This window comes from Bacillus sp. SD127 (assembly GCF_058566445.1).
In genome coordinates this window covers 3,374,056-3,386,536 of the sequence record NZ_CP191226.1, presented here as the reverse complement: position 1 = coordinate 3,386,536, position 12,481 = coordinate 3,374,056, and the positions used below count along the sequence as shown (strand labels likewise).

Genomic DNA, 12,481 nt, shown 5'->3' with positions numbered 1-12,481 from the left:
ATTACTTGACGTAAACAAGTTATGTATATATACTAGCTTACATTAAGTAAGTGATAACATTTATCAAGGAGGATAAAAATGAATAAATCATTTGAAATTGGCACATTACTTTTAAGAGTCATCACAGGTATTATCTTTTTTGTTCACGGTTTATCAAAGTTTCAGGCAATGGAGGGCACCATCCAATTTTTCGGCAGCATAGGCCTTCCAAGCTTTATGGCGTATGTCATCGCAGCGATTGAACTCGTTGGCGGAGTGCTCGTCTTTTTCGGATTGGCTACACGTATTGTAGGTGTTCTGTTTGCTCTCACATTGATCGGAGCCATTATTACAGTGAAGCTGAAAGCGCCATTCATGGGCAATGCAGAATTTGATTACCTTCTGCTTTTGACATCCATTCACCTGGCGCTTACTGGAAGCAGATTCCTGGCACTGGACCCATTTGTGTTTAAAGCAAAAAAGAACGAAAACGTATCAGCATAAGAAAAGAGGCATACAGCATGACCAGCATTCATGAGGATACAACCATTGGCTATGTCAAACTCACAATCCGCAGTCTGGAGCGTTCCCTTCAGTTCTACTGCAACGTGATCGGCTTTCAAGTCTTGAATAAGACGGACCGCCAAGCTGAATTAACGGCTGACGGAAAACGCCCCCTGCTTATTCTTGAAGAAAATCCAAGCGCTGTCGTCTTGCCTGAACGCACGGTAACGGGCCTGTATCACTTTGCGATTCTGCTTCCCAACAGAAAGGAACTTGGTATCGCGCTCGCCCGCTTGATTGAAAACGGGATTGCCCTCGGACAGGGGGACCACGCTGTCAGCGAGGCGCTCTATCTCTCAGATCCTGACGGAAACGGAATTGAAATGTACGCTGACCGCCCCCGCAGCACTTGGCAGCGGGATCGTGAAGGAAACTACGTAATGACAACAACTGCTGTCGACATCGAGGGCCTTTTGGAAGAGGCCGGAGAAGAGCGGAAAACAACGCTTCCAAACGGTACGGTCATCGGGCACATTCATCTGCATGTCAGCGATCTGAAAGAAGCAAAAGCGTTTTACACAGATGTGCTGGGCTTTGACATTGTCGGAGACTATGCGGGCATGTCTGCTCTCTTCATTTCAGCCGGTGGCTACCACCACCATATCGGCTTAAACATCTGGGCTGGGAAACATGCGCCGCCTAAGCCGGCAAATGCGAGCGGGCTCGACTATTACACCGTTGTCCTGCCTTATCAGGAGGAACTCAAACGTGTGGCGGACCGAGTCAAAAACGCTGGATATTCGCTTGAAGAAACGGAAAACCATTTTCTTGTGAAAGACCCTGTCTCCGGAGCACATATCAAATTTGTGATTTAACTGTCATCCCTTTGCCCGTAAAAAACGGCAGGGGGATTTTTTATTTCTGTCCGCCTTGTTATGATGGGAGAACCAACTTGTTAGGAGGCGTTTACATGGAACTCAATCACCTTGTGACGGGCAAAATCGCTTTAAATCAATATGTGCATCGCTTAGAGCAAAAGGATGTTTTATTTTACGTCCACTATTGGGGAGCGATGACGAACCACTATAACACACTGCTTCATAAGCATTCCTTTTATGAAATTTGTTACGTCGTAAGAGGTGAAGGATATTACCTTGAAGGCGATCGTACATATCCGCTTCGTGAACAGACGATTTTTTTGTCAAAGCCGGATCATTTGCACCAAATCAAAAGTGAAACAGGTCTGTTCCTTTTTTATGTTGCTTTCGAGCTGAGCGAGGATCAGTCAAGCGCCGAATGGATCAAAGTGATGGAAAAAGTGAAACAAAGTCCCCTTATCACAATGCAAATGAAAGCTGGCGAACCGCCGGGCCTGCTTTGGAAAACATTAATGCTGCAAGCAGCGCAGCCTGTCAATACTTTTGACAAAGAGATCCTATCTCATTTGTCGCATGCATTGATCCTGTCATTAATCCAAACCTTTCTCCCGGCCGCCCATCGCTCGAAACAAAAGCAGCCCATTCACACATCTTCTGCTTTGCTGACAGAGGTGAAACTGCACATAAAAGACAATCTGTCACAGCCGTTAAAGCTGACGGATGTCGCCAGCCACTTTCATATCTCAGGGAGACATTTATCACGTTTATTTGCAGCAGAACTGGGCGTCAGCTACTCAGAATTTGTCCAAAATGAAAAAATAAATAAAGCTGCCGAGCTGCTGAAATCAACGACTCTGTCGATTAAAGAAATAGCAGAAGAAATCGGTTTCTCAGTACATTATTTCACTCGCATATTTTCCGCCAAAATCGGCAGCTCTCCAGGGCTTTTCCGTTCCCTTTATAAAGATTCAAAAATGACCGCATTTCAAATCAATAAACCTTTTCAAAAAACCGAACAGGCCAAGCCGCACGAATAAGATGTCCTGAAATGACAAAACAATGTCTTCATATGATAAAGACGCGAGAAATCTCGTTGTCTTATAATCTTTTTAGAAAGCGGTTACAACAATGAATGTTGCTGAAGGAGGGATGCATTGGCTTATGCTTGGTGTCGGGTGCTCTGCCATTCTTGAAAGAAGGGGAAGAAAGCCGTGAGTACTAAAAAGAAAGAGGCTGTAAAAGAAAAAGAAAGCTTAGCTCATAAAGGGCTTTTACGAACGATTACATTGGTATCTACATTCGGCGGCCTATTGTTCGGTTACGATACGGGTGTCATTAATGGGGCACTTCCTTTTATGGCAACTGCAGGTCAACTGAATCTTACACCTGTTACAGAAGGACTGGTTGCGAGTTCCCTGCTTCTCGGGGCAGCCTTTGGGGCGATGTTTGGAGGACGTCTGTCCGATCGTCACGGCCGCCGAAAAACGATCCTTTATTTAGCCTTACTCTTCATCGCAGCCACACTTGGCTGCACCTTTTCACCAAACGCGTCCGTGATGATTGCCTTTCGTTTTCTGCTCGGACTGGCGGTTGGCTGCGCTTCTGTAACGGTTCCAACCTTTTTAGCGGAAATTTCGCCGGCAGAACGCAGGGGACGAATCGTGACACAAAATGAACTGATGATCGTAATTGGCCAGCTGCTGGCATACACCTTTAACGCCATTATCGGCAGCAGAATGGGGGAGAGCGCAAATGTATGGCGGTATATGCTGGTCATCGCGACACTTCCAGCTGTTGTGTTATGGTTTGGAATGCTCATCGTGCCTGAAAGCCCGCGTTGGCTGGCAGTTAAAGGCAGAATGGGTGACGCCCTGCGGGTGCTTCGGCAAATCCGTGAAGACAGCCGGGCACAGCAGGAAATAAAAGAAATCAAACATGCGATTGAGGGCACAGCAAAAAAGGCAGGCTTTCATGATTTTCAAGAGCCGTGGATCAGGCGCATTTTATTGATTGGGATCGGAATCGCCATCGTACAGCAAATTACCGGTGTCAATTCAATCATGTACTATGGGACAGAAATTCTGAGAGAAGCCGGTTTTCAAACAGAAGCTGCATTAATCGGCAATATTGCAAACGGTGTTATTTCAGTTATTGCGGTCATTTTTGGGATATGGCTTCTCGGCAAAGTCCGCCGTCGGCCCATGCTGATCATCGGACAGATTGGCACGATGACAGCTCTTCTGCTGATCGGGATTTTATCTATTGTCCTTGAAGGAACACTCGCCCTGCCGTATGTTGTTCTGAGTTTGACCGTTTTGTTTCTTGCATTTCAGCAGACAGCCATTTCTACAGTGACGTGGCTCATGCTCTCAGAAATTTTCCCTATGCATGTGCGGGGGCTTGGTATGGGGATCAGTACTTTCTGCTTGTGGACAGCTAACTTTCTCATTGGATTCACCTTTCCCATTTTGCTCAATCATATTGGGATGTCGGCGACATTTTTTATCTTTGTCGCTATGAATATCCTAGCGATTCTATTTGTGAAAAAATATGTGCCTGAGACAAAAGGGCGGTCACTTGAACAGCTTGAACACTCCTTTCGCCAGTATGGCCGCCGCGATGATCAGGAAATCCAAAATCAAACAACTCACTTATCGTAACCTGCAGATACTAGGAGGAATCTATCAATGAAACTATCTTATGTAACAGACAGTTTAGGACATTTGCCTTTTGAAGAAATGCTCAATTTTGCCGCGGAGCTTGGCATTGATACGCTTGAAATGACAACCGGAGGCTGGTCGCCTGCGCCTCACTTGAATCTTGATGAACTGCTGCAAAGCAGTCACAAAAGAGAAGAATTTTCAGCAGCGCTGGAAAAGCGGAATATGACACTTTGCGCTTTAAACTGCTCGGGGAATCCTTTGGATCCAGGCGAACTGGGCAAATTGCACAGAGAAGTAACGGACAAAACGATGGAGCTGGCTGGATTATTAGGCGTCAAAAAAGTGATCATGATGAGCGGCCTGCCAGCCGGCGGCCCGGACGACAAAGTGCCGAACTGGATCACATACACAGTGAGCTGGCCTCCTGTTTTAAAAGATATACTCAATTATCAATGGGAAGATGTTGCGATTCCGTATTGGAAGGAGCTTGTCAAAAAAGCGGAAGCCTGCGGTGTTGAAAAAATCGCGCTTGAAAATTTCAGCTCTCAATTAGTCTATAATCCTGAGACTCTCTTTCGGCTCAGAAATGCAGTCGGCCCGATGGTCGGTTTGAATCTTGACCCGAGCCATTTGTTATGGATGGGCGCAGACCCAATCATCGCAGCAAGGGAGCTCGGAGAAGCCATTCACCATGTTCACGGAAAAGATGTCAGAATTGAAAGACATTTAGCTGCGGTTAACGGGCTGTTAGAAACAAAAGAAGTGACAGATCCTGCAAACCGGGCATGGAATTATGTAGCTGTCGGCTGCGGACAGGATTTACAGTGGTGGAAGGAATTTTTTTCAGTCGTAAAAATGATGGGGTATGACGGTGAGGTTTCCTTAGAAATGGAGGACCTGACGATGTCACCGGAAGCGGGCATCCGCACATCGATAGAAGCTTTAAAACAAACCATCAGCCAATAGGAGGTTTTCATCATGCTAAATGGAGAAAGAACCATTTCAAAACCGCTGCGCTGGGCAATGGTAGGCGGCGGGCGGCTCAGCCAGGTTGGATATAAACATCGTATTGGAGCGCTGAGAGACAATACTGCCTTTCAATTAACCGCAGGCGCCTTTGATATCGATGCCGAAAGAGGAAAAGACTTCGGGGTGAACCTCGGAGTGGAAGCGGAACGCTGTTATCCCGACTATCAAACAATGTTTGCGGAGGAAACGAAAAGAGAGGATGGCATAGAGGTTGTATCGATTGCCACTCCGAACGGCACTCATTATGAGATCTGTAAGGCAGCGCTTGAAGCAGATCTGCATGTCATTTGTGAAAAACCGCTGTTCTTCACTTCAGAAGAGGGCTATGAAATCAAAGCGCTCGCGGAGAAAAAAGGGAAAATTGTCGGCGTGACATACGGTTTTTCCGGCAATCAAATGCTCCTTCAAATGCGTGCGATAATTGAGCAGGGCAAGATCGGCGATATTCGTGTGGTTGACTTGCAGTACACACACGGTTTTTGTGCAGCAGATGAAGGCGAAAACATAAGCGCTGCACAGAAATGGCGTGTCGACCCTGCGATCGCCGGGCCAAGCTTTGTGCTGGGCGATTTATCTACCCACACGTATTATATGTCGCAGCTTATTATGCCGCATATGAAAATAAAAGAGCTGCTGTGTGACCGCCAGAGCTTCGTCGGCAGCCGCACGCCGCTTGAGGATAATGCCCATGTGCTAATGCATTATGAAAACGGGGCGGTCGGGACGATGTGGACATCATCAATCAATGCAGGGTGTATGGATGGCCACAGAATCAGAATTGTTGGCTCTAAAGCAAGCATCGAATGGTGGGACAGCAAACCGAACGAACTGACGTATGAAGTGCAGGGAGAGCCGATTCAGACACTCGTTCGCGGCATGCCATATTTAGATGGTGCATGCAGCGCCGATGAACGTCTCGGCGCCTTACACAGCGAAGGGCTGTCAGAGGCGTGGGCCAATATTTATCTTAAGTTTGCCATAGCAATTGACGCTAAAAATCGCGAAGATGAAGAAACCTTGAACAACTTAGTCTATCCTGACATTGATGCAGGGATCGAGGGCATCCGCTGGATTGAGAATTGCGTGCGTTCAGCAGACCAAGGATCAGTCTGGGTTGAATTCAAATAAATAAGTGGAAACGCCGCATATGACATAAAGTTCATATGCGGTTTTTATTTTCCAGAAACACCTGTAAAAAATAACAAGAGGCAGGTATGATAAGAAAGGAATTGCTTATAGGAGTGATGAGCGTGAAGGCTCTTTTATTTACAAGAATTTTCACCTTGATGGTGAGCTGTTCGATGTATCTGTCCCTCGTAAAGGATGATAACTGGTTTGAATATCTATTTATAGCGTTAGGAGCTGCCGTGTATGCAGCCAATCATTTTCTGCTGAAAACAGAGAAGTATGACGTCTGGTTTTGTCTGATTGATCTTACGGTCGGCTTTTCGTTTGGATTCATGTTTCCCGGCAATGGTTTGTTCATTATTATGCTATGCCCGGTAGCTGTCGCATTTTTTCTGCGCGGGTTCAATAGAAAAATGGCATGGTTTTTGTTATGTCTTTGCTCAATTTTGTTTTCAATTGTCCTCATACGTACATATCTGCTAGCCGGCAATGAATACGTCATGGATCATATCACCAGCATGACATTTGTGGTGTTCTGCGGGGTGGTCGGCAAATTAATCCGCAAACTTCTTGAAGCACAAGAAACGGCAAAACAGCAGTTTCAGGAACTGACGGATTCGCATCGGGCGCTGTCAGCAGCACACCAGGAGCTGCATTTATATGCGAAGCAGGTCGAAGAACTCACTGCCATTCACGAGCGGAACAGAATGGCACGGGACATCCATGATACAGTAGGGCACAAAATGACGGCGCTTCTTGTCCAGCTGCAGCTTCTGCGTGAATGGCAAAAAAGAGACAGCCGAAAAGCAGATGAGACAGTCGGCGTCTGTGAAACGCTCGCCCGTGAAGCACTCGGCGATATCCGCTTATCAGTCCGAACCCTGCAAACGGAGAACGATCCCTCATTCATTGAATCGCTGAAACAACTGACAGAAGACTTTTACAAAAATGCGGGCGTCACATCCGAACTGACGGTCAGCGGCGATCCTGCGCTGGTCCCGCTGTCTCTGCATCCGACTGTGATCAGAACGGTGCAGGAGGCGCTGACCAATGCAAAACGTCACGGCGGCGCCACTGCCTGCTCGATTCAGCTCACGTGTTCACCGGAAACAGTCAGTCTTTTAATTAAAGATGACGGAAAAGGAAATCCTGAGGCCGCGCTGGGATTTGGTCTCTTGAATATGAAAAAGCGGGCGGCCGAGCATGGCGGGATGATCCGTTTTGAAAGCGAGCGGGATCAAGGATTTACCGTGATTGCGGAATTTTCTTTGGCTAATAAAAAATGGAGCTTTGGGCCCGCACAGCAAAAGGAGAGTTTATCATGATTAAAATCATCATTACCGACGATCAGGATATCGTCAGAGAAGGGCTGGCGTCTCTGCTTCAGCTCCGGGAAGAGCTCGATGTCATCGCCACGGCGCGAAACGGACAGGAAGCCTTTGAAAAGGCGAAAGAGCTGGAACCGGATATCGTATTAATGGACATTCGCATGCCGGTGTCCAACGGGGTGGAGGGAACAAAATTGATCACCAGCTCGCTAACGGGCGTAAAGGTGCTGATGCTGACAACCTTTAAAGATTCAGAGCTGATTGCTGAAGCGCTTGAAGAAGGGGCAAGCGGGTACCTGTTAAAGGACATGTCAGCCGATACAATTGTGAAAGCGGTAATGACTGTTCAATCAGGCGGAATGGTGCTCCCGCCGGAACTCACAGCCCAAATGCTGAATGAATGGAAACGGGAAAAACAGCTGAAAGGAACGGAAGAGAAAGAAAAACCGAAGGAGCTGCTCGACCTGACCGAGCGTGAAATGGAAGTGCTGGCTGAGCTCGGGTACGGACTGAACAATAAAGAAATTGCCGAAAAGCTGTACATTACAGAAGGAACAGTGAAAAATCACGTGTCAAACATTATCAGCAAACTGTCTGTCAGAGACAGAACCCAAGCCGCCATTTATTCCGTCAGACATGGCGTATCTGTCTTTTGATAGATGACGTTTGGCATATGCGTTGCCCTGAAAAGGCCTGTCACAGGCCTTTTTTTTATGCCCGATGTTCTATCCGGCGCCACATGTTTCATGCCTCAATCTCTTCTACAATGGCAATGGGATAAAAAAAGGAGTGAAACGGCGTGCTTCAAGCAGAAAATATCAAAAAGGCATACGAAAAAAAAACAATTGTCAAAGGAATCTCTTTTTCCTTGAAAAAGGGTGAGTCGTTCGGACTGCTCGGACCGAACGGAGCGGGGAAGTCCACAACCATTTCTATGATTTCCGGACTTGTGCCGCTTGACGGAGGGGAGATTACAGTCGGCGGGTATGTTATCGGCAAAGACACGAACAAAGCCAAACAAAAAATCGGCATCGTCCCGCAGGAAATCGCCCTGTACCCGACACTGACGGCTCAAGAAAATCTCGTATTCTGGGGGAAAATGTATGGACTCACGCATGGAGAGGCCAAAAAAAGATCAGCAGAAGTCCTTCAATATGTAGGGCTTACTGAGCGGGCTAAAGATAAAATCGAAACATTCTCCGGCGGAATGAAACGGAGAATTAACATAGGCGCCGCCCTTATGCATAAGCCTGAGCTGCTTATCATGGATGAACCGACCGTCGGCATCGACCCTCAATCGAGAAATCATATTTTAGAAACAGTCAAACAGCTCAACGAAACAGGCATGACCGTGATCTATACGAGTCACTACATGGAAGAGGTCGAGTATTTATGTGACCGGATCGGCATTATTGATCAGGGAGAAATGATTGCGATCGGCACAAAAAACGACTTGTGCAGCCGTCTTGGAGGAGACACGATCATCCAGATGACTGTCAGCGGGGCAGATGAAGGATTTCTTTCAGCTATCCGCTCGCTTGCCCATGTGAATGATGTAACAGTGAATGAATCAGAGCTCAAAATTGAGGTTGCTGCGGCGCACCATGAGAAAGTAGTCACCAGCCTGCTCACGGAAGCCGCTGCCCATCAAATGAATCTCCTGTCTCTTCAGGTTCAGGAACCAAATCTGGAACGGCTGTTTCTGAATCTGACAGGCCGCACATTGCGGGATTAGGAGGGGCGGCGATGAAAAAAGCAATATGGATCGCATGGAAAGATGTCAAAATCAGAATCACGGATAAAAAAGGGTTTATGATGCTTATCCTAATGCCGCTGATTTTAACAGCCATATTAGGGGCCGCTCTTGGATCAATCCTTGGCGGAGGCAGCGAGATTGATGAAATCAAAGTCGGCTATGTCCAGTCTGATCAGTCAGGCGCGTCGAAGATGTTTAAAACAGATGTACTTGAAAAAATGAAGATGATCAACGTCACAGAAGCAGGCAGTAAAAAGGAAATGAAAAAGCTGCTGGCGGAAAAGAAAATTGATGTCGGAATTGCCGTCCCGGCACATTGGGGATCCGGCAAGAAACCGGCCGCTGTCTATACTGGCACTGATCAGGAATTAAAAAGCTCTATCATAGAAACGGCTGCAGTGTCTTTTATAGACCAATACAAGGCGGTACGAGAAGCGGCATCCGCCTCGATGGAATATGTCACCAAGACGGAAGCTGTAAAACAAGGAAAGCTCAATCCTTCCCTCATAGCAGAAAATCTTGCTAAGATGCTTGAAAAAGAAGCGGGTGCCAGGCTTGCTGTTACGGAGAAATCAGTCGGCGCAAAAGAAGTTACCAGTTTTCAATACTATTCGGCGGCAATGCTTTGCATGTTTATGCTGTTTCATATGACGGTCGGCGCGAAATCATTTTTGCTGGAAAGGGAAACAGAAACCCTTGCCAGACTGCTGATGACGCCTGCACAAAAATACGCCATTCTCTTCGGGAAGTGGCTCGGAACCTATTTGTTTGCCATTATACAATTTTTCATTTTTATTATTGTGACCATCAATATATTTGATGTGGACTGGGGAGACAATCTCTTGTTTGTGTGCGTGCTGGGGCTTTCCTACGCAGCAGCTGTATCCGGCATTTCAATGCTTCTTGCTTCGTGCATCAGCGATATGAAGTCAGCAGATGTTTTAGGAGGTTTTGGAATTCAGGTGCTTGCCGTTCTTGGCGGTTCTATGCTTCCGTTTTATCAATTTCCGGATTTTCTGCAATCTGTTTCAAAGGCGGTGCCAAATCGATGGGCGCTCGAAGGCTTTCTTTCCTTAATGGAAGGGGGAGGCTGGGCTGAACTTCAAACGCCGGTCCTTCTTTTTGCGGCAACCGGTCTTTGTTCACTGGCTGTTGGCATCAGAAGGCTTCACACAAGATAAGGAGGTAAAACACGGTGAAAAAAATCATAGCCATTTGCGGCGTTGAGCTTTCTCTCATTTTTAAGAAGCCGCAGAACTATTTAATGATGTTCGCTGCCCCGCTGCTGCTGACCTTTGTATTCGGCGGTCTGCTCGGCGGAAATGATGATAAGGTGCGGCTTGCGATCGTCGATCAGGATGACACGCTTCTTTCACAGCATTATATCCGGGAGCTCAAGCAACATGATGATATGTATACATTTCAAACGATGACTAAAAGCAAAGCTTCAGAAAAACTGAATCAAAAGAAAATTGCCGGAGTCATCACCCTTTCCCGCACTTTCCAAGAGAAGCTGGAAAAAGGAGAGAAGCCGGAGCTGGTCTTCAGCCACGGTCCAGAGCTGACAGAAGCGCCAGTCGCTAAACAGTATGCCGAAAGCAAGCTGGCAAAGCTCAACATTCAGGTAACCGCGGCAAAAACAGCGGCCGAGGCGGCGGGGGAGAGCTGGAAATCGGCTTATAAAACGGTAATCGCCAAAGATCGTGGAGATAGCGCCCCAGCTGTAAAACGGGAATCTCTCAATGATAAAAAAGAAGGCGAGGGCGTAAGTGACACAGCTTCACGAGCTGCAGGCTTTTCCATTCTGTTTGTGATGCTGACAATGATGGGAGCAGCGGGCACGATATTAGAAGCGCGAAAAAGCGGCGTCTGGCCGAGACTGCTCACCGCGTCTGTCAGCCGCGCGGAAATCGGAGCGGGGTATGTGCTGTCGTTCTTTGTGATTGGCTGGATTCAATTTGGAATGCTGCTTCTCGCATCCCATTGGCTGTTCGGAATCAGCTGGGGCAATCCGGCTGCACTGATCGTGTTAGTATCCTTTTTTCTGTTAGCAGTCGTGGGCATCGGCTTGATGATTGCTGCCAATGTCAGAACGCCAGAACAGCAGCTTGCTTTCGGCAACTTGTTCGTTATTGCGACGTGTATGGTGAGCGGAATGTATTGGCCGATAGAAATTGAGCCGAAGCTGATGCAGTCCGTTGCTGACTTTCTCCCGCAAAAGTGGGCGATGAACGGACTGACAGAAATTATCGCTAACGGGGCAACCATCACGGATATACTCGGCATTTGCGGCATCTTGCTTGCTTTTGCCGCCATCACCTTCACAGCGGGGCTGAAAGCGCTCCGAACGTAAAAGCATCCGCCTCTGGGCAGATGCTTCTTATCATTATATCGTGTGTTCTGTCAGGTTCAGTCTTTTCCAAGTGTTGTTTGCCGGACGGCCAGTCACCTTCGATTAAGGCCGCTCCTGGGTATTCTCTTGTATCATGGCTAAAATATGCTCCAGCCAGGATACGTAATTCTTTTCCCGTTCCAGCGCTTTTGTCAGTACCAGATAGTGGCCGAAATCCGGTGAAGAAAACGACATTGGCTCCGCTGAGGCCATTAGCTTTTCATAACTGCCTTGCAGATCAGCGAGCTTCTCCTTGCGCTTCAGCAGCTGGTCTGTAAACAAGTCGGCTGCCTCCTGGCGTGACAGAGAAGAAATGAAATAAGCCTTCAGCATAAATTCATCCTTCACTGTTTCCGGAATAGGGTGGTGGCGGGTCAGCCACACGTGAAGCTCCTGTTTTCCGCTGTCTGTCAGGGTATACATTTTTTTCTCAAGTTTTGTGCCCTGAATCGTTGTCCGGAATGTGATAAAGCCTTCATCTGTCAGCTTTTTGAGCTCCGGATAAATCTGGCTGTGCTTGGCGCTCCAAAACTGGCCGAGCTCCGCTTTGAAATAACTTGTAATATCATATCCGCTCAATTCGCCTTTTCGTAAAAGCCCTAATATGGCATATTTTAATACTCTCATGCTGTCCTCCGTGTCTATGGCTGTTTTTGCAAAAAAGAAACTTTTTAAATTCCCTGCCGCCGAAAAATCGTATCGTTCTTTTCTCTTATACCGGCAAAACAAATGTGAATTCTTATATAAAATAGTGAATGCCATCTATTCTCATGCCTAGCTTTCATCTGTTCCCTATATTATAGGAAAGGGAGACTGGGAACACA

Annotated in this window: 12 protein-coding genes; 11 read left to right on the top strand and 1 reads right to left on the bottom strand. The window is 47.1% G+C overall.

The features are described from left to right. The first annotated feature begins 78 nt into the window (after positions 1-78). The 11 genes from catD (at position 79) to lnrN (ending at position 11,618) form a co-directional block, all read left to right on the top strand. Positions 79-483 (top strand): DoxX family oxidoreductase CatD, encoded by a 405-nt coding sequence (catD, locus tag ACQVGS_RS17750; protein ID WP_024120620.1) that lies wholly within the window; start codon positions 79-81, stop codon positions 481-483. Between the two features lie 17 nt (positions 484-500). Next, positions 501-1,358, top strand: coding sequence for a catechol 2,3-dioxygenase (gene catE, locus ACQVGS_RS17745; RefSeq protein ID WP_024120621.1), 858 nt, complete (start codon positions 501-503; stop codon positions 1,356-1,358). A 95-nt stretch (positions 1,359-1,453) separates the two neighbouring features. Continuing rightward, positions 1,454-2,398 carry an AraC family transcriptional regulator gene (locus ACQVGS_RS17740; RefSeq protein ID WP_101860277.1) on the top strand — a complete coding sequence of 315 codons (945 nt, stop codon included), beginning with the start codon at positions 1,454-1,456 and terminating at the stop codon, positions 2,396-2,398. Between the two features lie 174 nt (positions 2,399-2,572). Next, positions 2,573-4,021 carry a sugar porter family MFS transporter gene (locus ACQVGS_RS17735; RefSeq protein WP_024120623.1) on the top strand — a complete coding sequence of 483 codons (1,449 nt, stop codon included), beginning with the start codon at positions 2,573-2,575 and terminating at the stop codon, positions 4,019-4,021. 27 nt (positions 4,022-4,048) lie between these two features. Then, entirely contained in the window at positions 4,049-4,990 is a 942-nt protein-coding gene (locus tag ACQVGS_RS17730; RefSeq protein WP_024120624.1) for a sugar phosphate isomerase/epimerase family protein, read from the top strand. A 9-nt stretch (positions 4,991-4,999) separates the two neighbouring features. Beyond that, entirely contained in the window at positions 5,000-6,181 is a 1,182-nt protein-coding gene (locus ACQVGS_RS17725; protein WP_101860276.1) for a Gfo/Idh/MocA family protein, read from the top strand. A 122-nt stretch (positions 6,182-6,303) separates the two neighbouring features. Next, positions 6,304-7,506 carry a sensor histidine kinase gene (locus ACQVGS_RS17720; RefSeq protein WP_038954171.1) on the top strand — a complete coding sequence of 401 codons (1,203 nt, stop codon included), beginning with the start codon at positions 6,304-6,306 and terminating at the stop codon, positions 7,504-7,506. Beyond that, a complete protein-coding gene (gene lnrK / locus ACQVGS_RS17715; RefSeq protein ID WP_106021601.1) occupies positions 7,503-8,165 on the top strand; it encodes a two-component system response regulator LnrK in 663 nt (220 codons plus the stop codon). Before ACQVGS_RS17720 ends, lnrK begins: the two co-directional genes overlap by 4 nt. Positions 8,166-8,308: 143 nt before the next feature. Continuing rightward, positions 8,309-9,244, top strand: a complete 936-nt coding sequence (locus ACQVGS_RS17710) for an ABC transporter ATP-binding protein (RefSeq protein WP_106021600.1) — start codon at positions 8,309-8,311, stop codon at positions 9,242-9,244. Between the two features lie 11 nt (positions 9,245-9,255). After that, entirely contained in the window at positions 9,256-10,446 is a 1,191-nt protein-coding gene (locus tag ACQVGS_RS17705) for an ABC transporter permease (RefSeq protein WP_106021599.1), read from the top strand. Between the two features lie 14 nt (positions 10,447-10,460). Then, the gene (gene lnrN, locus ACQVGS_RS17700) at positions 10,461-11,618 is read left to right on the top strand and encodes a linearmycin resistance permease LnrN (RefSeq protein ID WP_491830317.1); all 1,158 of its coding nucleotides are present in this window, start codon (positions 10,461-10,463) and stop codon (positions 11,616-11,618) included. Positions 11,619-11,720: 102 nt separating this feature from the next. On the opposite strand, the gene ACQVGS_RS17695 is transcribed toward lnrN, so the two are convergent. Next, entirely contained in the window at positions 11,721-12,284 is a 564-nt protein-coding gene (locus ACQVGS_RS17695) for a PadR family transcriptional regulator (protein ID WP_095714600.1), read from the bottom strand. Between the last annotated feature and the right edge of the window lie 197 nt (positions 12,285-12,481).

Bases quoted from the DNA above. Each gene is read 5' to 3' on its own strand.
- catD (WP_024120620.1), top strand. From the start codon at position 79: ATGAATAAATCATTTGAAATTGGCACATTACTTTTAAGAGTCATCACA.
- lnrK (WP_106021601.1), top strand. From the start codon at position 7,503: ATGATTAAAATCATCATTACCGACGATCAGGATATCGTCAGAGAAGGG.
- ACQVGS_RS17730 (WP_024120624.1), top strand. From the start codon at position 4,049: ATGAAACTATCTTATGTAACAGACAGTTTAGGACATTTGCCTTTTGAA.
- ACQVGS_RS17695 (WP_095714600.1), bottom strand. From the start codon at position 12,284: ATGAGAGTATTAAAATATGCCATATTAGGGCTTTTACGAAAAGGCGAA.
- ACQVGS_RS17740 (WP_101860277.1), top strand. From the start codon at position 1,454: ATGGAACTCAATCACCTTGTGACGGGCAAAATCGCTTTAAATCAATAT.
- ACQVGS_RS17705 (WP_106021599.1), top strand. From the start codon at position 9,256: ATGAAAAAAGCAATATGGATCGCATGGAAAGATGTCAAAATCAGAATC.
- catE (WP_024120621.1), top strand. From the start codon at position 501: ATGACCAGCATTCATGAGGATACAACCATTGGCTATGTCAAACTCACA.